24 protein-coding genes and 2 pseudogenes are annotated in these 25,837 nt (G+C 73.9%); 18 read left to right on the top strand and 8 right to left on the bottom strand.

The window, feature by feature from the left end:
• Positions 1–40 precede the first annotated feature (40 nt).
• From BJF81_RS20900 to BJF81_RS06840, 8 genes are all read left to right on the top strand, one after another.
• Positions 41–1,258 (top strand): serine/threonine protein kinase, encoded by a 1,218-nt coding sequence (locus BJF81_RS20900; RefSeq protein ID WP_342447094.1) that lies wholly within the window; start codon positions 41–43, stop codon positions 1,256–1,258.
• Complete coding sequence (locus tag BJF81_RS20895; protein ID WP_342447093.1) at positions 1,201–2,439, top strand: tetratricopeptide repeat protein; 1,239 nt, start codon at positions 1,201–1,203, stop codon at positions 2,437–2,439. Before BJF81_RS20900 ends, BJF81_RS20895 begins: the two co-directional genes overlap by 58 nt.
• A complete protein-coding gene (locus BJF81_RS06870) occupies positions 2,436–3,590 on the top strand; it encodes a PP2C family protein-serine/threonine phosphatase (protein ID WP_075957706.1) in 1,155 nt (384 codons plus the stop codon). Before BJF81_RS20895 ends, BJF81_RS06870 begins: the two co-directional genes overlap by 4 nt.
• Positions 3,583–4,869, top strand: coding sequence for a VWA domain-containing protein (locus BJF81_RS06865; protein ID WP_075957705.1), 1,287 nt, complete (start codon positions 3,583–3,585; stop codon positions 4,867–4,869). The genes BJF81_RS06870 and BJF81_RS06865 overlap by 8 nt, the downstream gene beginning before the upstream one ends.
• A complete protein-coding gene (locus BJF81_RS17370; RefSeq protein WP_143780708.1) occupies positions 4,866–5,957 on the top strand; it encodes an FHA domain-containing protein in 1,092 nt (363 codons plus the stop codon). Before BJF81_RS06865 ends, BJF81_RS17370 begins: the two co-directional genes overlap by 4 nt.
• 57 nt (positions 5,958–6,014) lie before the next feature.
• Positions 6,015–7,940 (top strand): SGNH/GDSL hydrolase family protein, encoded by a 1,926-nt coding sequence (locus tag BJF81_RS06850; protein ID WP_143780707.1) that lies wholly within the window; start codon positions 6,015–6,017, stop codon positions 7,938–7,940.
• A gap of 144 nt (positions 7,941–8,084) precedes the next feature.
• Positions 8,085–8,912, top strand: a complete 828-nt coding sequence (locus BJF81_RS06845; protein WP_143780706.1) for a hypothetical protein — start codon at positions 8,085–8,087, stop codon at positions 8,910–8,912.
• A gap of 13 nt (positions 8,913–8,925) precedes the next feature.
• Positions 8,926–9,288 carry a hypothetical protein gene (locus tag BJF81_RS06840; RefSeq protein ID WP_075957702.1) on the top strand — a complete coding sequence of 121 codons (363 nt, stop codon included), beginning with the start codon at positions 8,926–8,928 and terminating at the stop codon, positions 9,286–9,288.
• On the opposite strand, the gene BJF81_RS06835 is transcribed toward BJF81_RS06840, so the two are convergent.
• Both BJF81_RS06835 and BJF81_RS06830 read right to left on the bottom strand, forming a co-directional pair.
• Entirely contained in the window at positions 9,275–10,462 is a 1,188-nt protein-coding gene (locus BJF81_RS06835) for a YihY/virulence factor BrkB family protein (protein ID WP_075957701.1), read from the bottom strand. The genes BJF81_RS06840 and BJF81_RS06835 overlap by 14 nt on opposite strands.
• A gap of 141 nt (positions 10,463–10,603) precedes the next feature.
• Positions 10,604–11,511, bottom strand: a pseudogene (locus tag BJF81_RS06830) (SDR family oxidoreductase).
• 374 nt (positions 11,512–11,885) lie between these two features.
• Between BJF81_RS06830 and BJF81_RS06825 the strand changes: the two are divergent.
• The 5 genes from BJF81_RS06825 (at position 11,886) to BJF81_RS19330 (ending at position 16,192) form a co-directional block, all read left to right on the top strand.
• Positions 11,886–13,556, top strand: coding sequence for a hypothetical protein (locus BJF81_RS06825; RefSeq protein ID WP_075957700.1), 1,671 nt, complete (start codon positions 11,886–11,888; stop codon positions 13,554–13,556).
• A gap of 69 nt (positions 13,557–13,625) precedes the next feature.
• Positions 13,626–14,282 (top strand): hypothetical protein, encoded by a 657-nt coding sequence (locus BJF81_RS06820; RefSeq protein WP_075957699.1) that lies wholly within the window; start codon positions 13,626–13,628, stop codon positions 14,280–14,282.
• Entirely contained in the window at positions 14,279–15,061 is a 783-nt protein-coding gene (locus BJF81_RS17365) for a hypothetical protein (protein WP_143780705.1), read from the top strand. Before BJF81_RS06820 ends, BJF81_RS17365 begins: the two co-directional genes overlap by 4 nt.
• A 64-nt stretch (positions 15,062–15,125) precedes the next feature.
• Positions 15,126–15,377, top strand: coding sequence for a hypothetical protein (locus BJF81_RS06810; protein ID WP_075957697.1), 252 nt, complete (start codon positions 15,126–15,128; stop codon positions 15,375–15,377).
• Complete coding sequence (locus BJF81_RS19330; protein WP_237770084.1) at positions 15,374–16,192, top strand: FHA domain-containing protein; 819 nt, start codon at positions 15,374–15,376, stop codon at positions 16,190–16,192. Before BJF81_RS06810 ends, BJF81_RS19330 begins: the two co-directional genes overlap by 4 nt.
• Before the next feature lie 46 nt (positions 16,193–16,238).
• On the opposite strand, the gene BJF81_RS16715 is transcribed toward BJF81_RS19330, so the two are convergent.
• Positions 16,239–16,649: a hypothetical protein gene (locus BJF81_RS16715; protein ID WP_083664046.1), complete on the bottom strand. Its 411-nt coding sequence runs from the start codon at positions 16,647–16,649 to the stop codon at positions 16,239–16,241.
• Between the two features lie 116 nt (positions 16,650–16,765).
• Here BJF81_RS16715 and BJF81_RS19325 point away from each other — a divergent pair, with 116 nt between their 5' ends.
• The 3 genes and pseudogenes from BJF81_RS19325 (at position 16,766) to BJF81_RS19315 (ending at position 18,980) form a co-directional block, all read left to right on the top strand.
• On the top strand, positions 16,766–16,960 hold the full coding sequence (locus tag BJF81_RS19325) for a hypothetical protein (RefSeq protein ID WP_237770083.1): 195 nt from the start codon (positions 16,766–16,768) through the stop codon (positions 16,958–16,960).
• A pseudogene (locus BJF81_RS19320) lies at positions 16,915–17,199 on the top strand (AIM24 family protein); the annotation flags it as partial. The gene BJF81_RS19325 and the pseudogene BJF81_RS19320, both read left to right, overlap by 46 nt.
• 80 nt (positions 17,200–17,279) lie before the next feature.
• Complete coding sequence (locus tag BJF81_RS19315) at positions 17,280–18,980, top strand: M1 family metallopeptidase (protein WP_237770082.1); 1,701 nt, start codon at positions 17,280–17,282, stop codon at positions 18,978–18,980.
• Positions 18,981–19,079: 99 nt separating this feature from the next.
• Here the strand turns inward: BJF81_RS19315 and BJF81_RS06790 are convergent, their stop codons facing one another.
• Complete coding sequence (locus tag BJF81_RS06790; RefSeq protein ID WP_075957696.1) at positions 19,080–20,063, bottom strand: DUF2382 domain-containing protein; 984 nt, start codon at positions 20,061–20,063, stop codon at positions 19,080–19,082.
• 126 nt (positions 20,064–20,189) lie between these two features.
• Here BJF81_RS06790 and BJF81_RS06785 point away from each other — a divergent pair, with 126 nt between their 5' ends.
• Both BJF81_RS06785 and BJF81_RS06780 read left to right on the top strand, forming a co-directional pair.
• A complete protein-coding gene (locus BJF81_RS06785) occupies positions 20,190–20,930 on the top strand; it encodes a TetR family transcriptional regulator (protein ID WP_083664045.1) in 741 nt (246 codons plus the stop codon).
• A 49-nt stretch (positions 20,931–20,979) separates the two neighbouring features.
• Positions 20,980–21,615, top strand: a complete 636-nt coding sequence (locus tag BJF81_RS06780) for a DUF2461 domain-containing protein (RefSeq protein WP_075957695.1) — start codon at positions 20,980–20,982, stop codon at positions 21,613–21,615.
• Between the two features lie 2 nt (positions 21,616–21,617).
• On the opposite strand, the gene BJF81_RS06775 is transcribed toward BJF81_RS06780, so the two are convergent.
• From BJF81_RS06775 to BJF81_RS06755, 4 genes are all read right to left on the bottom strand, one after another.
• Positions 21,618–22,064: a very short patch repair endonuclease gene (locus BJF81_RS06775; protein WP_269087317.1), complete on the bottom strand. Its 447-nt coding sequence runs from the start codon at positions 22,062–22,064 to the stop codon at positions 21,618–21,620.
• A gap of 3 nt (positions 22,065–22,067) precedes the next feature.
• Positions 22,068–23,177, bottom strand: coding sequence for an NAD(P)-dependent alcohol dehydrogenase (locus tag BJF81_RS06770; RefSeq protein ID WP_075957693.1), 1,110 nt, complete (start codon positions 23,175–23,177; stop codon positions 22,068–22,070).
• 1,162 nt (positions 23,178–24,339) lie between these two features.
• Positions 24,340–24,990 carry a hypothetical protein gene (locus tag BJF81_RS06760; protein WP_075957691.1) on the bottom strand — a complete coding sequence of 217 codons (651 nt, stop codon included), beginning with the start codon at positions 24,988–24,990 and terminating at the stop codon, positions 24,340–24,342.
• Positions 24,991–25,065: 75 nt separating this feature from the next.
• Positions 25,066–25,755, bottom strand: coding sequence for an NUDIX hydrolase (locus BJF81_RS06755; RefSeq protein WP_075957690.1), 690 nt, complete (start codon positions 25,753–25,755; stop codon positions 25,066–25,068).
• Positions 25,756–25,837: the final 82 nt, after the last annotated feature.

Here is a 25,837-nt window from a genome sequence, read left to right as displayed (position 1 = left end):
ACGACGTGGCGCCGGCGGCCGGCGGACGGACGGAGGCGCGGTGACCAGGTGCGTCGAGCCGGGCTGCCCGGGGACCTACGAGGACGGCTGGTGCAACGTCTGCGGGTCGCCCGAGCCCACGCAGGTGCCGACCGGCGGGGCCGGCGCGACCGGGCACGTCCACGGGGACCCCTCGCTCGGCCCGGCCGGCGCCGGGGTCGGGGCGGGTCCCTCGGCAGCCGGGCCGTCCGGGTCCGACGGCGACGGCGCCTCCGCGGGGGGCGACGGGTCGGCGTCCGGCAGCGGGTCGGCGGCAGGCGACGGGGCGGTGGGGAGCCCGTCGGCCGAGGCGCCGGCGGAGGGTTCGAGCGCCCACCAGGTCGCCACCCCGGCCCCCGGCCAGACCCGCCAGGCCGTCCGCGCGGCCCGGGTCCGCCGGCAGCGCGCGGCGTCCGGACGTCGGTCCCGGCTGGGCATGGGCCTGACCCAGGTCCCGCCGGTGCCCCCGGGGGACCCTCTGGACGCCGTCATGGTCGACCCGGAGGTCCCCGAGGACCGGCGCGTCTGCCCCAACTGCGGCGCCAGCGTCGGGCGGGCGCTGGGCGAGGGCACCGGCCGGCAGCAGGGCTTCTGCCCGCAGTGCGGCGCGCCCTACTCCTTCACCCCCAAGCTGGGCCCGGGCGACCTCGTGGCCGGGCAGTACGAGGTCGCCGGGGCACTGGCGCACGGCGGGATGGGCTGGATCTACCTGGCCCGCGACCGCAACGTCTCCGACCGGTGGGTCGTGCTCAAGGGCCTGCTCAACACCGGCGACGCCGACGCCCTGGACGCCGCGGTCGCCGAGCAGCAGTTCCTGGCGCAGGTCAAGCACCCGCTCATCGTCGAGATCTACAACGTCGTCACCCACGAGGGCGACGCCTACACCGTGATGGAGCACGTCGGCGGCACGAGCCTGAAGCAGATGCTCAAGGCCCGGATGCAGGCGGCCGGGCGCTACGACGCCTTCCCCGTCGAGCAGGCGCTGGCCTACGTTCTCGAGGTGCTCCCCGCCTTCACCCACCTGCACGACCTGGGGCTGCTCTACTGCGACTTCAAGCCGGACAACCTCATCCAGGAGGGCGACGGCGTCAAGCTCATCGACCTCGGCGGCGTGCGGCGGCAGGACGACCTGGAGTCGCCGATCTACGGCACGGTCGGCTACCAGCGCCCGAGGTCGCCGAGGTGGGCCCGTCGGTCGCCTCCGACATCTACACGGTGGGCCGCACGCTGGCGGTGCTGACCTTCGAGTTCCGCGGCTACCAGAGCGAGTACGTCGACTCCCTCCCCCCGATGTCGCAGGTGCCGCCGTTCGTCGAGCACGACGCGTTCTACCGGCTGGTGGCCCGCTGCTGCGCCCCCGACCCCAACGACCGCTTCCTCACCGTCGAGGACCTGCGCACCCAGATGGTCGGCGTGCTGCGGCAGGTCGTGGCCGCGGGGTCGGACCACCCGGCGACGCTGTCCTCGCACTCCCCGGTCTTCGACCCGCCGGTGTCGACGACCGAGACCCTCGCCTGGTGGGAGCTGCCCGAGCTCAAGCACGACGACGCCGACCCGATGCTGGACTGGGTCGCCAACCTGCCCACCTCGGACCCCGTGGCGCTGCACGCCGCCCTGCAGGGAGCCTCCGAGCGCACCCCCGAGGTGCTGCTCGCCCAGGCCCGGGCGGGCATCCGGGTCGGCCAGCAGACGTGGGTGGAGGACGCCGTCCGGGGCCTGCTGGCGGAGGACCCCTGGGACTGGCGGGCCTCCTGGATGCGGGGCCTGTGGGCGCTGAGCCGGGTCGGGACCGCGCAGCCGACCGACCACGACGCAGACCGCGCCGCGGGCCACGCCGCCGCCAGCCACCTGGCGGTCGTGCGCGACGCCCTCCCCGGCGAGATCGCGCCGCGGCTGGCGCTGGCGCTGGCCAGCGAGATCGGGGGCTACGCCAAGGCGGCCGAGCTCGACTACGACCGGGCGTGGCGCACGGACGCGGCGTACGTCGCGCCCGCCGCCTTCGGGCTCTACCGGGTGCGGCTGGGCCGCGGGGACGTCGACGGGGCCATCACGGCCCTCGACTCCGTCCCGCCCGGCAGCCGGGCGCACCCCCGGGCCCGCTGGCTGCGCGCCGAGCTGCTCCGCCGCCGGGGCGGGCTGGCCGACCTGCGCGAGTCGGTCCACTCGGTCTCCCGGCTGACCCTGGACCCCCGGCAGCGGGCCCACTTCTCCGCCGGCGTCTACGAGCAGGCCCTGGAGCAGGTGCGCGAGCACGGCGAACGGCCGGACTGGCGCCTGGGCGAGGTGCGCCTGACCCGCGACGCGCTCCGCCGGGCGCTGGAGCAGGAGTACCGCTTCCTGGCCGACTACACCCCCGACCCCGCCGAGCGCGCGGCCCTCATCGACCGGGCCAACGCCGTCCGACCCTGGAGCTGGACATGACGACGACCCCTCCCGTCCCCCCGCCTCCGGACGGCCTGCCCGAGCCGGCCGACCGGCAGGAGGCCGACCCGGTCGAGGCTGCCGAGCCCGACGCCGCCGGACCCCGAACCGACCCGGCCGAGGCGGAAGAACCCGAGGCCGAGGAGCCCGAGCCCTTCTCCGACGGCCCTCCTCCCCTGCCTGAGCCGATGCTCGTCCTCGACGGGACGCTGCCCGAGCACCCCGCCCCCGCCGACGAGCAGGCCCCGGACCACGGGACCTGCGCGGTGTGCGGCGGCGCCTACGACGAGGACGGCTGGTGCACCGAGTGCGGGTCGCGCCGGCCGGACCCGCGGCACCACTTCAGCGCCCGGCCGGACGACCACGTCGCCGCCGTCTGCGACCGGGGGATCCGGCACGAGGACAACGAGGACGCGATGGCCGTCTGGGCCGACGGCACGGGCCGGGCGGCCCTGGTCGTCTGCGACGGCGTGACCACCGCGACCCGCAGCGCGGAGGCCAGCATGGCGGCCGCCGACGCGGCGCTGGAGGTGCTCGTCGACGACGCCCTGGCCCCGGCCGAGCGGATCGTCGCCGCCACCGACGCGGCCGCGGAGGCGGTCGAGCAGGTGGGCCGCGACTTCCCAGAGTCGGCGCCGTCGTGCACCTACGTCGCCGCCCTCGTCCAGGACGGCACCGCGACGGTCGGCTCAGTGGGCGACAGCCGGGCCTACTGGCTGCCGGACTCCGGCGAGCCCCGCCGGCTGACCACCGACGACTCGATGGCCGAGGAGCAGGTCCAGGCCGGCATCGACCGACAGACCGCCGAGGCCGGCCCGATGGCCCACACCATCACCCGCTGGCTGGGCCCCGACTCCCCCGACCACACGCCGGTGGTCACCACCCAGGACGTCACGACGCCCGGCTGGCTGCTGCTGTGCTCGGACGGGCTGTGGAACTACGCCTCCGAGCCGCGGGCCCTCCGGGAGGTCGTCCACACCCTCGCCCGGCCCGAGGCGGACGGGGGCGAGGCACCGCATACCTCCTCCTCCCCCGACCCCCTCGCCCTGGCGCAGGCGCTGGTCGACTGGGCCAACGAGCGGGGCGGCGCCGACAACATCACCGTCGCGCTCGTGCGCACGCCGACGGGGCAGGATGGGACCCATGGCTGAGTTCACGGCGACCGTCCACCAGAACGAGCACCTGCCCGACGGCGGGACCGACGTGCACGCCATCGTCTCGGTGACCTGCACCGGGGCCGGCACGGTGGCACCGATGAGCAGCGGGTCCGGGGAGGCCGGCGAGATCATCATCGTCGACGTCTCCGGGTCGATGGACGTGCAGGGCGTGCAGGCGGCGGCCTACGCCGCGTCCGCCGCGCTGGACCAGATCGTCGACGGGGTCTGGTTCGCGATCGTCGCGGGCAACCACGAGGCCGCGCTGTGCTACCCCACGACGGGGACCGCCTCGATGGTGCGGATGTCGGCCCAGTCGCGGCTGGAGGCCAAGCGCTCCCTCCAGCGGCTGGTGCCCGGGGGCGGCACCGCGATGGGCCGCTGGCTGCTGGCGGCGGCCCAGCTGTTCGGGACCGTGCCGACGCTGACCAAGCGCCACGCGATCCTGCTCACCGACGGGGCCAACCAGCACGAGACCCCCCAGGAGCTGAGCTGGGCCATCGAGCAGGTGCGGGGCCGCTACCAGGCCGACTGCCGCGGGCTCGGCGCCGCCTGGCAGGTCGAGGAGGTGCGCCGGATCGCCGAGGCGCTCATGGGCACCGTCGAGCTGATCCGCACGTGGGACGGCCTGCCGGAGGACTTCGCCCGCCTCATGCAGCAGTCGATGGGCCGGGGCGTCAGCGACGCCGAGCTGCGGGTGTGGGCCCCGCAGGGCGCGCAGATCCTCTTCGTCAAGCAGGTGGCCCCGACCCTGGAGGACCTCACCGGGCGGCGGCGGGAGGTCAACGCGCTGACGGGGGCCTACGACACGGGGGCGTGGGGCGACGAGACGCGGGACTACCACGTTGCCGTCCGGCTGGCGCCGCGCGCGCTCGGTCAGGAGCAGCTCGCCGCCCGGGTCCAGCTCGCCGTCGCCGGCGAGGTCCGGGCCCAGGGGCTGGTCAAGGCCAGGTGGTCCGACGACAGCCTGCTCACCGCCCAGATCAGCCCCGAGGTCGCGCACTACACCGGGCAGACCGAGCTGGCCTCGGCGATCCAGGAAGGGTTGCGCGCCAAGGCGATCGGCGACGACACGACCGCGACGTCCAAGCTGGGGCGGGCCGTGCAGCTGGCCCGGCAGACCGGGGACGAGGCGGCCACCTCCCGCCTGGCGCGGGTGGTGGACATCGAGGATGCCGCCACCGGACGGGTCCGGCTGCGGCGCAACGTGGACCGCCTGGACGAGATGGAGCTGGACACCGCCTCGACGAAGACCACGAGGGTGCGGCCTTCGTGAGCGCCCGCTGCCCCGAGGGGCACCTCAGCGAGGCGTTGGACTACTGCGACGTCTGCGGCACCCCCATGGACGCGTCCGGCGGTGCCGGTATGCCGCCCGCGCCGGCCCCGGCCGGGAGCGGGCTCGACCTCGGGCCCTCGCTGCCGGGCCCCGGGGCGGGTGGTTCCGCAGGTGCGCCCGCCCCCTCGTCCCCGGCCCCCGCGACGATCACCTGTCCGCACTGCGGGGCGACCAACGTCGAGGAGGCGCTGTTCTGCGAGGCGTGCGGCTACGACTTCACGACCGGGACGCCGCCGATGGACAGTCCTGCCCCGGAGGTCGACCGGACCGGACCGGAGAGTTCGGAGCCGGAGGACGGCAGGCCGCCCGAGGGTGGGGCGGAGGCGGGCGAGCCGGAGGAGCCGGCAGACGAGCAGGAGGAGGCCGGGGACGAGCACGAGGCCCAGGTCGAGGTCGAGCCGGTCGAGCCGGTCGAGCCGGAGCCGGACCCCGAGCCCGAGCCGGAGCCGAGTCCCGAGCACCAGCCCGACCCCGAGCCCGCACAGGAGGCCGCCCCCGGCCCTGAGGCCGAGGTCACGCCCGAGCCCGAGCCCGAGCCCGAGCCGAGTCCCGCGGAGCCCGCACCGCGGGCGCACCGGGCGCCACGGCATACCCCTCCCTCCCGGGAGCTCGCGGACGCGTGGGTCGTCGAGGTCTGGGTGGACCCCGACTGGTACGCCGTGCAGCAGACCGACGAGACCTGCCCGAGCGCCGGAATCCCGGACGTGGTCCTGCTGACGCGCAGCAACGCGCTCGTCGGCCGTCCGTCCAGCAGCCTGGCCGCGCGCCCGGAGATCGACGCCGGCGGGGACAGCGCGGTGTCCAGGCGGCACGCCCAGCTGAGCAGCGACGGCCAGCGGTGGTGGATCGAGGACCTGGGCAGCAGCAACGGCACGTTCGTCGGCACCGTCGGCGAGCCGCTGCCGACCGCACCCCTGACCCCCGGCCAGCGGGTGGAGATCGACCGCGACGACCGGATCTTCGTGGGCGCCTGGACCCGGCTCGCGCTGCGGCACGCGACGGACGCGGAGAAGCAGGGTCGGGGCTGACCGGCGCGACGCGCCGCGCCCTGGCTCCTGTCTCTCGCGACGCCTAGAGTCAGCACCATGTCCACCGCGCAGTCCGACAGGTCCAGCCACGCGCCCTCGAGCCGCGGGCGGCTGCGCCGGTCGGGCCGCGCCATGACCCGTGTGGGTGTCGTCCTGCTGCTCGTCTCCCTGGTCGTCACCCTCGTGGCCGGCCTGGCCACGAGAAACCTGGTGAAGAACCTGCGCGACAACTCGGCCGAGCTGCTCGACGGGACCGCCGCGGTGCCGCTGTCCCAGGGCGACCAGCGCAGCCTCTACGTCACGGGCGGGCTGGTCGCGCCCGGTGAGATCGTGCCCACGCCGGTCGAGGACATCCGCTGCACGGTGGACGGGCCCGAGGGCGAGGTGCCGGTCGCGCACCTGTCCGACGAGGGCCAGCGCGTCGGCGTGGACAACCCGCTGGCCCGCTTCCAGGTCGTCGGATCGTTCCGTGCGGACTCCTCGGGGGAGCACACGATCGACTGCTCGGGCCTCGGCGTGGTCGTCGCCCCCGAGGTGAGCCCGGCCGACGGCCTGTTGCGGGTGGGCGGTCTCATGCTCGGCAGCCTCGGGGTCTTCGGCGGTGCCACGCTGGCGCTCATCGGCGGCGTCCTTCTGCTCGTCGTGCGGCACGGCACCGACGAGGAGGACGACGACGGGCAGGACCTCGACGTGTCTGCCCAGCCACCCTCGGAGGGTGCCGACGAGTGGTGGGAGGAGGAGACCGCGAGCCCCGCGGCGGTGCCCGACGGCGTGGAGGGCCCCGGCGACGTCGCCGCCGACGTCCCGGAGGCCGCCGGCCCGGTGGACTTCGACGTGGTCACCGAGGACGACTACGTCGACCTGACCGACGAGGAGCTGGCCGCGCTGTCGGACGAGGAGATCGCCCAGCTCGTGGAGTCGGGCGCCTGGTCTTCGTCGACGAGGACGGCGAGGTCGTGCACGATCCCACCGTCGACGGGGATGACGGCGGCACGGAGCGGCGGGACACCTACCGCTGACCCGGACCCCGGCGGTCGCCCCTCCCCCGGATTCGTCCGGGGTCTTCCCTGGACGGCCCAACGGCGGCATCATGGCTCTCAGCGCCATCGGCGCACCGTCGCGCCGGTGGTCCTTCTCAGAGGAGGACCCATGTTCCGCAGGATGGCGACCGCCGCCGCAGCCCTGACCCTCGCCGTGCCGCTCGCCGCGCTCCCCGCGGTCGCCGGTCCGCCGGACGGCAAGGGGCCTCCTCAGGAACGTCCCGACACCTCGTCCCGGAGCGTGCAGTGGTACCTCGCGCTCGGCGACTCGTTGGCCGCCGGCTACCAGCCCGGGATGGGTGACGACCTCGACGGCGGTTACGTCGGGCACGTGCTCGACGGGCTGCGGGACAACTACGCCAAGACCAAGCTGGTCAACCTCGCCTGCTCCGGGGAGACGTCGGACACGATGATCGACGGCGGGCGGTGCTCCTACCCCCACGGCAGCCAGCTCGACGCGGCCGAGCAGTTCCTCAGGGCCCACAAGGACAAGGTGTCGACGGTGACGATCGACATCGGCGCCAACGACGTGGCGGGGTGCGTCTCGGCGTACTTGGGGGATCCAACCATCGACCTGCAGCAGTGCATCGACGACGGACTGGGGAGCGTGGGGACCAACCTGCCGTTGATCCTCGACCGCCTGCGCGCCGCCTCCCCCGAGGCCGACATCGCGATCAACACCTACTACAACCCGTTCGTCATCGACGAAGCACTGGCGGCCATGACCGCACTTCCAGCAGCATCGTTGAACCAGCACATCGAGACTGCGGCGCTGATGTGGAACGTTGACGTCGCCGAGGTAGCGGCCGCGTTCGGTTCCGACGACCAAGCCATCTGCCTCCTGACCTGGATGTGCGCGGCCCGCGACATCCACCCCAAGGACGCCGGCTACGAGGTCATGGGCGACGCCTTCCTGGAGGCCCTCGGGTTGCCCGTGGAGTGACGGAAGCACTCTCGTCCGGTTCTTGACCGACCCCTCCTCCGCGACCTGCGGAAGCGTCCAGGGCCGCGTCAAGAACCGGACAGGAGTGCTGCCCCGGGCATGTCAACCTGCGCGAGATGCGCCCGACGGCATACCGTGGGGCCTGTGAGCACCGCACCCAATCCGTACGGGCCCGGCCAGTCCCTCCCCCGCCGCAGCAGCGGGATGACCAAGGCCGGCAAGATCATGTTCTTCGTCGGACTCGTCCTGTCCGTCCTCTCCCTGATCGCGGTGGTGTGGGGCACGACCCAGACGGTCCGCGTCGCGCAGAACATGATGGACGACACCATCACGGTCTCCGGCGACACCACCGTGCCGATGAGCCAGGGCGGCTCCCGGATGATCCTCACCGAGGGCGGGCAGGAGCCGACCTGCACCGTGACCGCCCCCGACGGCTCGGACGTGGCGGTCACCCAGGACGCGGCGTTCTCGGACCTCGGGGACGCCCAGGTCCAGCTCGTGGGTTCCTTCACCGCCGTGCAGAGCGGCGACCACACCATCACCTGCGACGCCCCCGCGCAGCTCACCCCCGAGCTGAGCGCCTCCTCGGCCATGGGCGTGCTCGCCGCCGGCCTGGGCCTGCTCGCGCTCCTCGGCTTCGGCTTCCTGACCCTGATCGGCCTGATCCTGTGGCTGGTCGGGCGTAGCCGCGACAAGAAGGCCACGAACGGCCCCGGCGGCTACGGCTACAGCACCTCCTCCGGCTACGGCCAGGGCCAGGGGTATGGCGCACCGCCCTCCCCCGGGTACGGCCAGCAAGGTTCCGGCTACGGGCAGCAGGGCTACGGCCAGCCCGGGTCCGCCGACGGGAACCAGCAGTGGGGCACCCCGGGGCAGCAGCCGCCGTCGCAGGGGTCCACCGACAACCCGTGGGCCGCGCCGCCGCCCCCCGGCACCTCCCCGGACCAGGGCACCGACGACGACCGTCGCTGACGACCGGTCGGCCGTGGCCACCTACGCGGTGAACGAGGCCGGCGTGGCCCGCTGCCGCGCCCTCATCGACGCCCGGCAGTACGTCCTCGACAGCGAGTGGTCGGACGTCCAGCCGGACGCCGACGCCGAGAACGCCTACCTGGAGCGCCACTCCTTCGAGGAGTACGCCGGGTGGCACCTCGGCCTGACGGCGGGTGCCACCGAGGGCACCAAGAGCCGCTACGCGTTCGTGTTCGGCGACTTCCGGCGGGTGCACCGGTCGGCGCTCATCGCCTGCGTCTTCCGGGCCGCGCAGTGGCGGCACAAGGCGGTCGAGCTGGCCGCCCACGAACTGCTGCAGCGGCTCGACGCGGCGTCGGGGCTCACCGCGGACTGAGCGGGCGGTCCTCGGGGTCGCCCCCGTCCTCCGTCGGCACCCCGTCCTCCGTCATCTCCCCCTCGCCCGTCGCCTCTCCGTTGCGGCGTCGGCGCATGAGGCGGCGCCGCCGGGTGCCGTCCTCGGTCTCCCCCGCGGCGGCCGCCCGGCGGGACTCCCGGTCCGCGGCGCGTTCGGCCGCCCGTGCCTCGGCCTGCTCCAGGTGGTCGGACTGGTCGAAGGTCACCGCCACGTCCTGGAAGTCCTTGATCCGTGTCGAGACCGTCGCGTCCTGGTAGGTCCGTACGTCGGCCGGGGTGAGGGCGACCGAGCTCGTGAAGGGACCGAGGAGGGCCCGGGGCCACAGCTTCTTGACCCGCACCACGTTGACCTCGACCCCGAGCACGACGATCTGGGCGGCCACGAAGATGAACCCGATGAGGCCGAGGACCACCGCGAACACGCCGTAGGTGTCGCCGGAGCGGCTGACGATCTGGTTGGCGTAGGTGATGCCGAACCGCTGCAGCAGGAGCCAGCCGACCGCCGCGACGACGGCACCGGGCAGCACCTCGACCAGGCGCACGCGGTAGGTCGTGCCGACCCACATGCCGAGGCTGAAGACGAGCACGGCCACGACAAAGCTGGCCGCGATCACCATCAACGGCACCATCTGCCGCAGCTCGACCCCGTAGGCCCCCGCGGAGTGCGCCAGGACCGACCCGACCGTGGTCCCCAGCAGCATCAGCCCGGCGATGGCGATGAGCGGCAGCGACCGGATCGGCGAGCGGATCGGGTCCGGGCGCTGGTGCCGGGGCACCGCCCAGCAGATGTTCATCATGTGCAGCGTGGCCTGCGAGGCGCGCACGGCCGCCCAGATGGCGATGACGACTCCGATGACCACCGCGGTCGTCGACCCGCCGAAGCCCTCGTCCCCGATCTGGCTGCCCAGGACGGGGAACTGGCCGACGGCGGTCTCCAGGATCCGCTCGCGCCACTCCGGCTCCCCGTCGAGGACGAACCCCAGCACGGAGGTCAGCAGCAGGATCATCGGGAACAGCGCGAGGAAGCCGTAGTAGGTGATGAGCACCGACAGGTAGACACCGTGGTCGTCGATGAACTTGTAGACCACCGCGATCGGGAAGCCCACCCAGCGGTGCCGGCGCTGCAGCTCGTCGAGCCGGCGGGGTAGCGACATGAAGGCCTCCTGGTGTCCCGTCGATTGTGACGCACCGGCCCGTCGGCGCCGGGGAGGACGCGTCCGGCCCGGGCGCGTCGACCAGGGTCGCGATCCTCGGGTCGGCCTCGTCCGGTCACCGTCGTCGGTCGTCCCGCCGGTTCACGGCGAGTCGGCACCACCGTTGACGTTGAGCGTCTCCCCCACGACGTAGGAGCTCTCCGGCGAGGCGAGGAAGACATAGGCCGGGGCCAGCTCGACCGGCTGGGCGGCCCGGCCGATCGGCTGCCCCTTGCCGAAGTCCGGCAGCTTGTTCTTGGGCTGGCCCTCCACGACCTGCAGCGGCGTCCACACGGGGCCGGGGGCGACGATGTTGACCCGCACGCCCCTGGGGGCCAGCTGCTTGGCCAGTCCCTTGCCGAAGGTGTTCATCGCCGACTTGGTCATCGCGTAGTCCAGGAGCGTCTCGCTCGGGCTGTAGGCCTGCACCGAGGAGCTGAGCACGATCGTGGACCCGGGCTCCAGGTGCTTCACCGCGGCCCGGACGATCCAGAACATCGCGTAGACGTTGGTCTTGACGGTCTCGTCGAACTGCTCGTCGCTGATCTGCTCGATGGACTCGGTGGCCACCTGCGCCCGGCGTTGACGACGAGCGCGTCGAGCCCGCCCAGACCGTCGACGGCCTCCTTGACGATCCGGTCGCAGGACTCCCGGTCGGTCACGTCGGCCGGGATCCGGATGCAGGTGCGCCCCTCGGCCTCGACGAGCTCGGCGATCCGGTCGGCGTCCTCCTCCTCGGCCGGCAGGTAGTTGATCGCCACGTCCGCCCCCTCCCGGGCGTAGGCGATCGCCACGGCCCCGCCGATCCCGGAGTCGCCCCCGGTGACCAGGGCCTTGCGGCCCTCGAGCCGCCCGGTCCCCCGGTAGGTCCTCTCCCCCCGGTCGGTCTGCGGCTCCAGCTCGGCGTCCAGGCCGGGCATGTCCTGGTCCTGCTTGGGCGGCGTGATGTCCGGGTGCCTGGTCACCGGGTTGTCGAACGTCAGGTGGTCCTTGTGCTTCGTCCTGGCCATGGGTTCATGCCACCACCACGGTCCGTGGTGCGCCAGCCGAGGCGTCCTGCCCCACCCGCAGGGGTATGCCGTCGCGCCGGCAGGCGTGGCACCGCACCGCTCGTCCGCCGCTCGCCTAGCCTGGGGAGGTCCACGAGCTCGGGAGCCCGCATGTCAGACCGCCTGTCCTTCTTCCCTGTCCCGTCCAGCGACGACCGGCCCGCCCGACGGCCCGCCGGTCGCGGCCGGCGCCGCGGGGTGGCCGCCACGGCCGCCCTGACGCTCCTCCTGGCCGCCTGCTCGCCCGGGTCCGACGGGGACGACCGGAGCGGGACCGACGGGGCCCGCGGCACGGACGGCTCGGCCGTCGCCCCGCCCACCGACCCGGACGCCTCGTGGCGACCGTCTCCGCGGGTCAGGAGGGCACGGTCGTGCTGGGGGCCGAGGACGACGACCCGGCCGAGGGCGACGACCCCGCGGCCCTCGCCCTGGCGACGGCCGAGCACTTCTTCACGGACGCCCCGGTCGTCGTGCTCACCTCGGCCGACGAGCAGCTGCGGGCCGCGTCCGCCGCCGTGGCCCTCGGGGTGCCCGTCCTCGTCGACGGCCCGGACACCTCGGCGCAGCTGGACCGGCTCGGCACCGAGGTGGCCCTCGTCGTCGGTGCCGTGGCGGACCCCGGCATCGACGTGGTCATGGCCGCCGACGACGCCGAGCTGGCCTCCCTGGCGGGTGCCACGGGCGAGCCGGTGGCCGTGGGTCCCGAGGACCAGTTGCAGCAGGTGGCCGACCTCGACCCGGCCTCCCCCGAGGTCCTCGTGCCGGACGGCCCCACGGGTGGGTCCACCGACGCGGACGCGGCGACCGCCGCCCCGGCCGGGGACGAGGGCAGCGCGACCGCAGAGGCCGCCCCGGCACCGGCGCCGGAAGGGGCCGACCAGGACGCCGCGACGGCCACCGCCGGACCGCAGGCTCCGGCTCCCCTGGAGTCCGACCGGGACGAGCTGCCCGCGACCGCGCCCCCGCCCCCGCTGGACGACGTGCTCGTGCTCTCGACCGGCGACCCCGCGCAGACGGCCGCTGTCGGCACGGCGAGGGCCGCGGGCGCGCAGGTGGTCGTGCTGCCCGGCGGTGACCCCGGTGCCTCGTCCGACTCGCTGTCCGCCTTCGCCGACGCGGCCGCCGGGGCGACCTCACTAGTGGGGCTCGGTGCGCAGTTCGGCGACCCGGACACCCTCGACTGGCAGGCCCGCGTGGCCGCCACCGGCGTGGAGCTGCCCGGCGGAGGCCTGACGACCCTGCCGGGCAAGACCTACGTGGCCCTCTACGGCACGCCGAGCACCGGGGCCCTCGGCGTTCTCGGCGAGCAGCCCATCGAGGACACGATCACCAGGGCGCAGGAGCACGCGTCCTGGTACGAGCCGCTGACCGACGAGCCCGTGGTCCCGACCCTGGAGATCATCGCCACGGTCGCCAGCGCGGAGGCCGGGCCGGACGGCAACTACTCCAACGAGCTGCCGGTCGAGGACCTGCGGCCCCTGGTCGAGCTGGCCGCCGAGAACGGCGTCTACGTCGTGCTCGACCTCCAGCCGGGCCGGACCGACTTCGTGGAGCAGGCGCAGATCTACGAGGAGCTGCTCCGACTGCCCCACGTGGGTCTCGCGCTGGACCCGGAGTGGCGGCTGGGCCCCGACGAGGTGCACATGGTCCGGATCGGGTCGGTGGAGACCGAGGAGGTCGACCGGGTGGTCGACTGGATGGCCGAGCTGGTGCGCGAGCACGACCTGCCCCAGAAGATGCTCGTGCTGCACCAGTTCCAGATCCGGATGATCCCCGGTGCCGACGACGTCGACCGGTCCCGCCCCGAGGTCGCCGTGCTCATCCATGCCGACGGGCAGGGGCCCCACGGGAGCAAGATGGACACCTGGACGGCGCTGCAGGGCCACGCGCCGGGCGTGGAGCACTGGGGCTGGAAGAACTTCTACGACGAGGACGTCCCGGGGCCTTTCACCCCGGAAGCGACGATGCAGGTCGAGCCGACCCCCGACTTCATCTCCTACCAGTAGCCGTCGAGTAGCCACCATCCCAGGGGGTGGGCAGAATGACACGACCGTGACCTCGACCCAGGACCCGTGATGCCCGACGCGCCCGACCCCGCCCTCCTCGACGTCCCCTCCGTCGAGGCACTGCGGCGCACCGTCGCCGAGCAGGAGCCCCTGCTGACAGGTCCTCCCCTCCACGACTCGGTCACGGTCCGGGTGCGCCGGGTGCTCGGGGCCGCCGCCGACCTGCTGGAGCTCCTGGACGAGGACATCTCCGGCCGTCCGGCCGGGGCGCGCACCACCGGACCCGTCGACGACCTGGATCTGCTCGCCCGCGACACGGTCGCCCGCGCGGTCACCTGGGTGGTGGAGTCCGTCGGCGCGCACCTGCGCCTGCCGTCCCGGTTCGCGGCGGGGCACGCCGTCGAGGGGGAGCACCCGCCGCTGCTGGCCCTCGTCGACGACCTCGACCTGCTGGGCCTGACCGTGGACCACGCCTACGACGCCGTCCACCGGGCCGATCCTGACCACGCTCGCCGCCAGCGTGAGGTGCTGCTGACCCGGTTCGGCACCACCACCCGGCCGGACCGCCTCGTCGACGAGACCGGGGTCCGGCCCGAGCACCTGGACGAGCAGGTCCTCGACGACCACGGGCTCCAGGTGGGCGAGGACGGCATACCCCGGTTGCCGGTGCCCGAGCAGCCCGACCCGCACCACGCCCAGGACGGGCAGACCCAGGAGGACACGTGAGCAGCAGGTATGCGGTGGCGCCGACCCCGCCGGCGGGGCCCGGGGAGCACCCCGAGGACCGGGCGGTGGACCACTACCTCTCCGAGCTGGCCCGGTGGCGGATGCGTCGCGAGCACGAGCTCAGCGCGCTGGACGAGGTCACCCGCACCCATCCCGACCGGGACACCCTCAACGAGGACGTCACCGCCTCGATGACGCTCTACCACGCGATCGCCCAGCGGCACGACCTGCTGATGGCCACGTGGGAGGACGTGCGCGACGGGGACGGCGAGCGCGAGTGGGTCTCCACCCTGCTGTGGGGTGTGCTGGAGATGCCCGACGGCGACCCCCAGGCGCTGGCGCTGGCGCTGCCGGACGCGCTGCGCATGTCGGACGCCTGGCCGCCTCGCTGCGGGCCCGCACCGGTGCCGACGGCGAGGAGCTGCCGGTGCGTCAGCGGGTGGCGGCGCTGCGGGCCGACCTGGAACGGCTGGCGGACGCGGTGGCCGGCGACGACGGCACCGAGCGCCTCGAGCAGGCCGGTCGCAGGCTCGACGCGCTGGGGCGGCGCGCCGACGAGGAGGCGCTGGTCGAGATCGGCGAGCTGGAGTCCGAGCTGGCCGGGCTGGAGCGGGCGCTGCTCGTGGCCGCCGCCGAGGAGGCCCACGGCACCGCCGACCTCGACCAGGCGCGGGCCGAGCGCGAGCACCTCGTCGCCAAGGGCGAGGCCGTCCGGGCCCTGGCGGCCCGGGTGCTGGAGAGCGTCACGCCCGCGCCGACCCTGGGCATCCCCGACGTGAGCGCCCTCGGGGAGGTGCCGGCCGAGGAGTCCGAGCTGACGGCATACGTCGCAATCTCGAGCGCGTGGGCAGGGCGCTGGACCAGGCGCACGCGACGTATGCGGCGGCGCTGGCGGAGTACGCCGACCTGGCCGACCGCGCGGAGCGGCTCGCCTCGACCCTGGCCGGGTGCGGCGCCCCGACCAGCGTGGACCTGTCCGGGATGCTCACCGCCGCCAAGGAGTCCCTGCACAACAAGCCGGCCGACGTCCGGCGGGCGGCGGCGCTGGTCGCCGCGCAGGAGGCCTACCTGGCCCAGCTGAGGCCGGAGTCGTGAACGAGGAGGAGGTCACCGGCCGCCGCACCGAGCCGGCCCGTCCGGTCGACCCGGAGGCGGAGGTCGAGGAGACCAGCCGGGAGTGCCCCCACTGCCACGCGACCAGCGTCGGGGACGTCAGCTTCTGCGGGTCCTGCGGCTACGACTTCGTCACCGGCACCCCGCCGGTGGCGCCCGAGGAGCTGCCGCAGGCGGACGAGCGGCGCCCCACGGCGGAGCAGTCCGCCGAGCCGCTGGAGGCCTACATCGACCCGCGGCGGGACGCCGACGACATCGAGCTGCAGACCACCCCGGCCGAGGTGGCCCTCGACCCCGCGGACCTGCCCCACCGGCCGGACGTGCCGCCCCCCACGCCGCCGGCGGCCGGCCAGATGGAGATCGCCCACGACCCCCCGCAGCGGCGGCCGCCCTCGCGGGAGCAGGACGCGGGGTGGGTGGCCGAGATCTGGGTGGACCACGCCTGGTACGCCACCCGCGACACCGACCAGCCGGCGCCCGAGGCGGGGCCCCCGGAGCTGGTGACCCTCACGCAGGACAACGTGGTCGTGGGCCGGACCAACGTCGAGCGCGGGCTGCGCCCGGACCTGGACGCCGGCACCGACGCGGGCGTGTCCGTCCGGCACGCCCAGCTGACCAGCGACGGGCACCGGTGGTGGGTCGAGGACCTCGACACCTCCAACGGCACCTACGTCTCGACCGTGGGACTGCCGCTGCCGACCGAGCCGATCGAGCGTGGCGTGCGGGTGCAGATCGACGAGGACGACCGGGTCTTCCTCGGCGCGTGGACCCGGCTGATGCTGCGGCGCAGGGCCTGACGCGGATGGTGCTCCACCAGCAGGCGTCGTCCCCCCGCCTCGGGACCTAGCGTCCGGGCGGGGGCGGTGGCGGAGGAGGCGTCGCGGACGGGCCGGGGCCCGGTGGTGGGGACGCGCCCGGGCCCGGTGGTGGGGACGCGCCCGGGCCAGGTGGTGACGACGCGCCCGGACCGGGGGGAGGCTGCGGCGAGGGACCACCTCCGGGGGGCGGAGGGGCCGAGGAGGCCCGGTCGGCCAGCTCGTCGAGCTGGGCGAGCAGCTGGTCCCGTCGGGCCGGGTCCGCCGGCTCTCCCCGGTGCTCGTCGTGGACGAGCCTCCCCAGCTGGGCGTAGAGCCGCTCGGCGCCCGGCACCCCGCCCGAGCCGCCGGGCAGCGTCATACCGCTCTGGTTGAGGGCCGTCTCGGCCTTCCCCGCGAGCTCGTTCGCGGTGCGCATGGCCTTGTCCAGGAATCCCACGGTCCACCTCCGGATGGGTGACAGCGACTGTGATCCAGACCATACTCGGGTCGTGGGCCGCTCGGGGAGCTCGGGACAGGTCCGAAGGAGATGGGACCGACCAGAGGAGATGACGTATGGCCATCCACGGTTCGCTGTTCGAGGACTTCCGCGAGACCGAGTCCCGCGACCAGTTCACCCGGCAGAACTCCAAGCTGCTCAAGATCCGCATGGACTACGGCCCGGTCAACGCCCGGCTCGGCTCGATGGTGGCCTACCAGGCGACGTGCGGTTCACCAACCGCGGCTCCGGCGGCCTGGACAAGCTGCTGAAGTCCAAGCTGACCGGCGAGGGCGTGCCGATCATGGAGTGCGCCGGCGCGGGTGAGCTGTTCCTGGCAAACGACGCCGCCGACGTGCAGGTGCTCTACCTCGACAACGACATGATCTCGGTCAACGGCGCCAACGTGCTGGCCTTCAGCGCCTCGATCGACTGGGACATCCACCGGGTGGCGGCGCGTGGCGGGATGATGGCCGGCGGCCTGTTCAACGTCTCGCTCCGCGGGTCGGGGTATGTCGCGGTCACCAGCCGCGGCGAGCCCGTCGCCCTCGACGTGGGCCAGGCGCCGACCTTCGCCGACGCGCACGCGTCGTGCTGTGGACGGCCGGGGCGCGGATGGACATCAAGGTCGACACCGGGGGCATCGGCTCGATGCTGCGGGGCGGCACCGGGGAGTCCATCCAGATGGCCTTCACCGGCAACGGGCACGTGCTGGTCCAGCCGGCCGAGAACCAGCAGAGACGGGTGCCGGCGAGCGGACCGGCCGCAGCGGCGGCCTGGGGGACATCCTGGGCGGCTGAGCCGCCGCGCCCCGGATCACGACTCGTCAGCACCGAAGACACGACGGCACGAAGGAGCACCGATGAGCACTCTTCACCGACGGCTGACCGCAGGCGCGGCCCTGGGCGTCCTGACGCTCGCGCCCGCACTGACCACCGCCACCGCCGCGCCGGACGGGCCCGGCCCTCGCTACACCGAGGCGCGGACGGGGCGGGAGATCCCTACCTGCCGCTCGCCGGCAACGGCGGGATCGACGTCCGGCACTACTCGCTGGACCTCGACTACACACCGCCCGGACCGGACCCGGCGCCGCTCGAGGGGTGGCTGGAGGGCACGGCGACGCTGACCCTCACGGCGACCCAGGACCTGCGGTCCTTCAACCTCGACCTGCGAGGGCTCACGGCCACGGAGGTCCGGGTGGACGGCAAACCGATGTCCTTCGCCCAGGAGCAGGGCAACGAGCTGGTCGTCCAGCCCCGCCCGATGCTCAAGACCGGGCGGACGGTCGAGGTCGTCGTCGACTACGAAGGCACCACGACCCGCCCCTTGGACCTGGAAGGTGCGCTGTACGGCTGGGTGACCACGCGCGACGGTGCGATGGTGACCAGCCAGCCCGACGGCGCGGCGACGTGGTTCCCCACCAGCGACCACCCGACGGACAAGGCGACCTACGACTTCGCCATCACCGTGCCCGAGGGGCTGGTCGCCGTGGCCAACGGGCTGCTCGGGGGCTCGAGGACCGCCGACGGGCGCACCACGTGGTGGTGGGACGCCCCGGACCCGATGGCGGCCTACCTGGCTACCGCGACGGTCGGCAACTTCGAGCTGCACGAGTACACGACGGCCAGCGGTGTGCCCGTCATCGACGCCGTGGATGCCGACCTGCCGGAATCGGCCTCGGCGAACCTGGCCCTGACGGACGAGATGATGACGTTCTACGAGGGCGTCTTCGGCCCCTACCCGTTCGTGGCCTACGGCGCCATCGTGGACGACGACAGCGTCGGCTACGCCCTGGAGACGCAGACACGGTCCTTCTTCAGCCGCACCGCACGGGAGGGCACTGTCGCGCACGAGCTGGTCCACCAGTGGATCGGGGACGACGTCGCCGTGGAGCGCTGGGCCGACATCTGGCACAACGAGGGGTGGGCCACCTACGGCACCTGGCTGTGGAACGAGGAGCAGGGCAGGGCCACCGCCGACGAGGCGTTCCAGGCCGTGATGGACCGGCCCGCCACGAGTGACTTCTGGCAGCTCGAGATCGGTGACCCGGGGCCCCTCAACCTCTTCCACTCGGCGATCTACAGCCGCTCCGCCGCGATGCTGCACGCGCTGCGCACCGAGATCGGGGACGACCACTTCTTCACGCTGACCCGCACCTGGCTCCAGGAGCACGCCGGTGGGACGGCCTCGACGCAGGAGTACATGGAGATGGCCGAGGAGATCTCCGGAGAGGACCTCGACCACTTCTTCGAGGTGTGGCTGTTCACCCCGGAGAAGCCCACCGACTGGTGACCCCGGGCGTCACGCGCGGACGCCCGCCCCCTCGTGGGGGCGGGCCGTCTACTGTCCCGGGGCCCGGGCGTCGGGCTCAGGGCCGACGCGGTACGCCGATCAGGTGCGACGACCGGGGTCGACGTCGCCGTCGCGCAGGCCCTCGCGGTCGTCGCCGTCCCGGACGACGTCGACCTCCTCGTGGGCCACGTCGGTGGTCACGTCGCGCTCGTCGGTGACGGTGGTGCGCTGCACCCCGACCTCCTCGGTGGCGACCACATCCTTGTCGATGACCGGACGCTCCTCGTGGACGGCCACCTCGACCTCGTCGTCCCCCAGGTCACCACGGTCGGCGGTGCCGCCGTCGGTGACGGGCTCGCGGACGACCTCGTACTCCTCGCGCTCGACGGGGACGGTGACGGTCTTCTGGTCGGTGACCACGTGCTTGCGCAGCCGGACCCGGCCGGTCTCGACCCGCTCGGTGCCTACGTCGACCCGCTCCTCGTGGAGGGTCATCCGACCCTCGTCGGTGCCGCGGTCCGCGGCGTCGCCGGCGACGGCGTCACGGTCTGCGCCGGCACGCACCTCATCGCCGCGGGGGTCGCCGGCGTACTCCTGCCGGGCGACGTCACCCCCGGCGTTCAGGTCCTGCCGGTCCTCGTCGAGACCGCCGGACATCGCGGCGCCGCGCGGCATGGCGTTGCTCTCGACGTCGTCGGCGCGACCGTCACGGTCGCGGTCGACGAAGCCCTCGCGGTCGACGTCGCCACGGCCGGTGCCGCCGCCCAGGCCCTGCACCTCGTAGTAGCGGTAGAGCTCGTCCTGCTCGCTCTCGCTGAGGTGCTGGTCGGCCTCCATGTTGGGGGCGTCCTTGATGAAGTCCTTCTCGTAGGGCAGCCGGATCGTGCCGTCGCCGTAGTCGGCCTCGGTCAGCGGCACGAAGGTCTCCTTGGTGCCGAAGAACCCGGTCTTGACCGTGACCCACGCCGGGTCGCCGGTGTTGTCGTCCAGGTAGACCTGGCCCACTCCCCCGAGGCTGTCGCCGTCGCGGTCGACGACGTCGGCGTTGTACAGCTGGTCGATGTGCTCCTGGGTGATGCGCATGGTTGCGAACTCCTTCCGTCTGGGGCACTACCCGACCGACCATGGCAGAGCACCTGGGGGCATCGCATCTCGAATAGACCGTCCTCACCCCCAGGGGTGGGGTGGGGGAATGGCTAGACTGAGGGGATGGACGACCCCGGCCCGGGCGGCGCGCCCCCCGCTGGTCGGGTCCGGCGCCGGCACCTCGACCGCCCCCACCTGGACCGCGGCACGATCGTGCGCGGTGCGCTGGAGATCCTCGACGAGGGTGGGCTCGAGAGCCTGAGCATGCGCAGCCTCGGCCGTCACCTGGGCTACGAGGCCATGGCGCTCTACCGGCACGTCGACGGCCGGGAGGGCATCCTCGAGGCGGTGGTCGACCACCTGCTGGCCACGCTCGAGCTGCCATCTGCGACGGGCTCCTGGGAGGACTACCTGCGCGGTTTCGCCGACGCCATGCGCGGGCTGGCGCACCGCCACCCCCAGGCGTTCCCCCTGGTCGCCACCACCCACCCGGCGGCCCCCTGGCTCTGCCCGCCGCTGCGCAGCCTGGCGCTCGTCGACCAGTTCTTCGTCGACCTGCGCACGCTGGGCTGGGACCGGGAGTCCTCGGTGGAGGCCTACCAGGCGTTCGCCGGGTTCCTGCTGGGCTTCCTGCTGATGGAGACCGCACGGCTCGGGGTGGGCACGGCGCCGCCGGACGTCCCCCTGGACGAGGGAGGCCCCGACGACCCCCGTGGACGGGACCGCGGGCTCGATCTCACCGCATACCCCACCCTGGTGGACCTGCGTCCCCTCCTGGAGGGCGACCGGTGCGAGGAGGAGTTCCTGGCCGGGACGGAGTCCCTGCTGGAGCGCCTGCGCAGGATCGAGCGGTCCCCCGTCTGACGGCCCGGTCCGGTTGACACCGGCGCGGGCGAGGGCCTGCACTGCGGGTATGCCGTTCACCGGGGTCCCGCACGCCGCGCCCGCCTTCTACGCCGAGCTGGAGGAGGACAACTCACGGGAGTTCTGGGCCCGGAACCGCGAGCGCTACGAGCGGGACGTGCGCGGGCCGATGGCGGCGCTGCTGGAGGAGCTCACCGGGGAGTTCGGCGAGGGGCGCATCTTCCGTCCGCACCGCGACGTGCGCTTCAGCGCCGACAAGAGCCCCTTCAAGACCCACCAGGGGATCTTCGTGCCGGTCGGGCGCCGGACGGGGTGGTATGCCGAGGTGTCGGCCGACGGGTTCCGGCTGGGCGGCGGGTGCTACCACCTGGAGCCGGAGGACCTGCGCGCGTTCCGGCACGGGGTGGACGGGCCCCGCGGGGCCCGGCTGGAGACCGTGGTCGGGCAGCTCGGGCAGGCCGGGTGGGAGGTCGTCGGCGAGTCGTTGCGGACGGCACCCCGAGGATTTTCCCGGGACCATCCGCGGATCGGGCTGCTGCGGCGGCGGTCCCTGGCGGCGATGCGGTGGATCGAGGACGGCGACGTGGTGACGACGCCGCGGCTCGTGGAGGAGGTCAGGGCGGACTGGCGACGCCTGCGGCCGCTGGTGGAGTGGCTGCGCGAGATCGTCGGCGACGGGTCCTGACGTCAGCAGGCTGTTCCGGCCCCGCCCCGGGCCTCCCGCAGGGCTGCCTCGACGACCGCCGCCGCGCTCGCCACGTCCTCGTGCTCCCAGATGCGCACGACGGACCAGCCGGCCTCCCGCAGCAGCCGGTCGGTGTCGGCGTCGCGGGAGCGGTTGGCCTCGAGCTTGCCGGCCCACCACGCCTCGTTCGCCCGGGGCCTGGTGCCGTGCTCGGGGCAGGAGTGCCAGAAGCACCCGTCGACGAAGACGGCCAGCCGCGCGCGGGTGAGGGCGATGTCGACCGTCCGCCGTCGGTTGCCGGGCACCGGGTAGACCACGCGGAAGCGGTGACCCGCGGCGTGCAGAGCGCGCCTCAGGGCCAGCTCCGGCGCCGTCTCACGGCGGGGCGCCCGGGACATCCGGGCCGACACCTGCGCCGAGGAGGCTCCCGGGTGGGGTGGGACGCCCACGGGTCAGTGCACCAGGACGGCCTTGACCACCTCGCCCGACCCGGTCGCCTCGATCGCGGACTCCAGCTCGGCGAAGGGGAAGGTGCGCACGATCTTCTCGAGCGGGAACCGGCCGGCCCGTCGCAGCTCGAGCAGCTGGGGGATGAAGACCCGCGGCACCGAGTTGCCCTCGACGATGCCCTGCACCTGGCGGCCCAGCTGCATCAGCGGCATCAGGTCCAGCGTCATGTCCGGCGCCGCCCCCACGATGCCCAGGCGGCCGCCCCAGGCGAGCGAGTCGACCAGGCGGGAGAGCACCGGCGCGACGCCGGTGGTGTCGAAGGCGTGGGTGGCCCCGCCGCCGGTCAGTTCCTGGATCTGGGCGACCTGGTCTTCGTCGTCGCCGTCGATCGTGTGCGTGGCGCCCAGCTCGGTGGCGAGCCGGAGCCGTTCCTCGACGATGTCGACGGCCACGATCGTGCCGACGCCGGAGGCGATGGCGGCCATGAGCGCGCTCAGGCCGACGGCACCGGTCCCGGCCACGACGATGCTGTCCGTGGGCCCGGGGCGCAGGACGTTGAGCACCGCGCCCGCGCCGGTCTGGACGCCGCACCCCAGCGGGCCCAGCAGGTGCTCGTCCTCCGCGGCGACCCAGTCGGGGACCTTGGCCAGGTTGCGGGCGGACACCAGTCCGTGCGTGGCGAAGGAGGACTGGCCGAAGAAGCTGGCCCCCACGGGGTCCCCGTCCAGGGTGACCTTGGGGCTGCCGTCCGCCCGGGTGAGGGCGAAGTTGAGGTCGTTGAACTGCTGGCAGTTGAACGGCCGCCCGGTCAGGCAGGTGCGGCACCGGCCGCAGGAGGCGTAGGAGGCCATGACCCGGTCGCCCTCGACGACGTCGGTCACCCCGGCCCCGACGGCCTCGACCACTCCCGTGCCCTCGTGGCCGTAGACGGCGGGCGGGAAGTCCGGCTGGTGGAAGACGTCGCGGGCGAACAGGTCGGTGTGGCACAGGCCCGTGGAGGTGTAGCGGACCCGGACCTCCCCCGCCTGCGGATCGCCCAGCTCCAGGCCGTCCACCAGTTCGAAGGAGCCCTGGGGCTCGCGGAGGACGTGGGCACTGATCTGCGTCGGCATGGGAATCCTCTCGTCGCGGTCCTCCCACCGTAGTCCGGCCGTGGCGGGCGTGCCGGGCCCTCCGACGAAGGGTCTGTCGGTGCCTGGGGGTAGACCGTGAGGTGTGGACGGGCAGGGACGCTTCGAGAACTCGCTGCTGCGCGGCATCGAGGAGCGGGCCGAGCGCTACGGGAGACGGTGGCCGACCGGCTGGTTCGAGCTGGACGACCTGGTCGGCGGCGGGGTCGGGCGGGGCCGGGTCACGGTGGTCACCGGCCCCGAGGAGCTGCGGCGGGCGGTGACCGTCAGCATCGCCCTGTGGGGCGCGGCCGCCGGGGCGACGACCCTCCTCGTCGGGTTGCAGGAGACGCCCGAGCAGCTGCAGGTGCGGTGCGTGACGTCGGCGACGGGGCTGACGGCGCAGGAGGTGGTCCGTCCCGAGGACGGCTGGCCGGGAGCGCGCCGGGAGGCCCTCGACGAGATCCTCCGGCGGGTGACCCTCCGGGCGATGACCCCGTCGTCCATGGTGGCCTCGCACCAGCTGACCATGATGCAGGTCGAGCTGCTGGTCGCCGACGATCCCTGGGCCGACCTGGGCGCGCTGTCGACCTCGCTCGCCGCCGGTCCCGGCTGGCAGCGTGGTGCGGCCGTCGAGGACAGCCTGCGTCGCTACGCCGCCCTGTCCCGGGCGGTCGTGGTCACCAGCGGTGCCGCGACCAGGATGGGCCGGTGGCGGCCCCACCTGCGGATCGACATCGCCGAACCACGACGGCCCGGGGCCGGGACCACCGCCCTGGTCCGGCGACGCGCCCACGAGGACGTGCGGCTCGCGCTGCCCTTCGCCGTGGACCCGGACGGCGTGCACCGCCTCCCCCAGCCCGGCCCGGCCTCCGGCTGGCCGGACCCACCTCCACCGCTCGCCCTCCTGGACGACCGGGCCGTCGAGCTGCTCGCGGCCCGGGGAGGGAGGCTGGACCTGCCCGGAGCCCGGGGCACCTGCCCTGAGTGCCACAGCCTCGACGTCCGCCACCACGTCCTGGGGATGCCGGCCGTCCCCTGCCCGGTGGCGTGGGTGGACCAGCTGGGCTGCGTCGTCGAGCCCGGTGTGACGCAACGCACCGCGAGCACTGCGGCCACGGGTGGGACCCGGACGGCTGAGCAGGGCGTCCCCCGCCGGCACGGTTCAGGGACAGGTGGCCTCGAAGCTTCCCTCCCCCACCGGGCCCCCCTCCTCGTCGACGAACAGGACCTCGCCGCTCACGTCCTTGCCGTCGACCTCGATGAAGTCGTCGGCCGCGAAGTCGGAGGAGATCGCCACCGACGGGTCCTCGAAGTTCTCCACGTCGTTCAGCGAGACGGAGTGTCCGAAGTCGTCGATGGAGACGTAGAACTGCAGGCCGTCCTGGATCGAGGAGACCACGACCTCGGCGCCCTCCTGGCCGATCTCCTCCTCGCCGAAGGCGCAGAGCACGGAGTCGAAGGTCCACTCCTCGTCACCGACGGTGAGCGTGGCCGAGCCACCCCCTTGGGCCTCCTGCTGCTCCGCCAGGTCGTCGACCATGCCCTCGACCATCTCCTCGAGCTCCTCCGTGGACGTTGCCCCGGCCAGGCTGTCCGCGACGTCGGCATCGGCATCGGTCCCGTCGTCGGTGCCGGCGTCCTCCGTCGAGGCGCCGTCGGTGCCGGCGTCGGTCGTCGCGTCGGCGGCGGACTCGGGCGAGTCCACCGGGTCGGTGGTGCCGCCCCCGCACCCGGCGAGGACGACCGCCAGCGCGACGGCGAGCGTGGCGGAGACCGGTCCGGGACCGGGGCGGGGGCTGGACGGTCGATTCACGGGCACCTCCACGACGTAGGGGGGAATCACGCTACCGGCGCCGGGATCGCCTGAACAGAGCTGCGGAGGAGCCGGTCAGCCCCGCAGCAGCGGCGGGTGCAGCACCGTGCCCTCCCCGGCCGCGGCCCGGTAGAGCCGGGCGGGCCGACCCCGGCGCCCCTCGGCATACCTGCCGGTGTCCTCGACGAACCCCTCGGTGCCCAGGACCTTGCGCTGGAAGTTGGACCGGTCGAGCGTGCTGCCCCACACCGTCTCGTAGACGTGCCGCAGGTCGCGCAGGGTGAACTCCCGGGGGCAGAAGCTGGTGGCCAGGGTGGTGTACTCCAGCTTGGCTCTGGCCCGCTCGAGCCCGTCGGTGAGGATCTGGTGGTGGTCGAAGGCCAGCGGCATCGCCAGGGCCTCCTCGACCGGCCACCACCTGGCCTCGGCGGCGTCGGTGCCGGCCGCCGGCTCGGGCAGGTGGGCGCCCAGGGCGAGCCAGGCCACGCTGACGACGCGCTCGGGCCGAGGGTCGCGGCCGGGCGCGCCGTAGGTGCGCAGCTGCTCCAGCCGCAGGTCGTCCCGGGTGACCCGGCACTCCTCGGCGAGCTCGCGGTAGGCCGCCTCCTCGAGGTCCTCCTCGACCCGGGTGAAGCCGCCCGGGAGGGCCCAGCGGCCGGCGAACGGCTCACCTCCCCGTCGGACCAGGAGCACGTGGAGGACCTCGTCGCGGATGGTGAGGGCGACGACGTCGACGGTGACGGCGAAGGCGGGGTAGGCGGCCACGGCCCCAGCGTAACCCCTTAAGGGTCAACGACACCCTTTGTCGGTGGGCTCGCATGTAGTCACTCTGACACGAAGAAAGAAG

It is taken from the genome of Ornithinimicrobium sp. CNJ-824, assembly GCF_001942405.1.
Taxonomy (GTDB): Bacteria; Actinomycetota; Actinomycetes; order Actinomycetales; family Dermatophilaceae; genus Ornithinicoccus; species Ornithinicoccus kibberensis.
Note: the sequence above shows the minus strand (reverse complement) of the source record. Positions and strands in the feature narration are given on the sequence as shown.

Coding starts and splice junctions, on each gene's coding strand:
- BJF81_RS06870 (WP_075957706.1), top strand. CDS start 2,436: ATGACGACGACCCCTCCCGTCCCCCCGCCTCCGGACGGCCTGCCCGAG.
- BJF81_RS06865 (WP_075957705.1), top strand. CDS start 3,583: ATGGCTGAGTTCACGGCGACCGTCCACCAGAACGAGCACCTGCCCGAC.
- BJF81_RS06850 (WP_143780707.1), top strand. CDS start 6,015: ATGTCCACCGCGCAGTCCGACAGGTCCAGCCACGCGCCCTCGAGCCGC.
- BJF81_RS06835 (WP_075957701.1), bottom strand. CDS start 10,462: ATGTCGCTACCCCGCCGGCTCGACGAGCTGCAGCGCCGGCACCGCTGG.
- BJF81_RS06820 (WP_075957699.1), top strand. CDS start 13,626: ATGCCCGACGCGCCCGACCCCGCCCTCCTCGACGTCCCCTCCGTCGAG.
- BJF81_RS19325 (WP_237770083.1), top strand. CDS start 16,766: ATGGCCATCCACGGTTCGCTGTTCGAGGACTTCCGCGAGACCGAGTCC.
- BJF81_RS06790 (WP_075957696.1), bottom strand. CDS start 20,063: ATGCGCATCACCCAGGAGCACATCGACCAGCTGTACAACGCCGACGTC.
- BJF81_RS06785 (WP_083664045.1), top strand. CDS start 20,190: ATGGACGACCCCGGCCCGGGCGGCGCGCCCCCCGCTGGTCGGGTCCGG.
- BJF81_RS06780 (WP_075957695.1), top strand. CDS start 20,980: ATGCCGTTCACCGGGGTCCCGCACGCCGCGCCCGCCTTCTACGCCGAG.
- BJF81_RS06770 (WP_075957693.1), bottom strand. CDS start 23,177: ATGCCGACGCAGATCAGTGCCCACGTCCTCCGCGAGCCCCAGGGCTCC.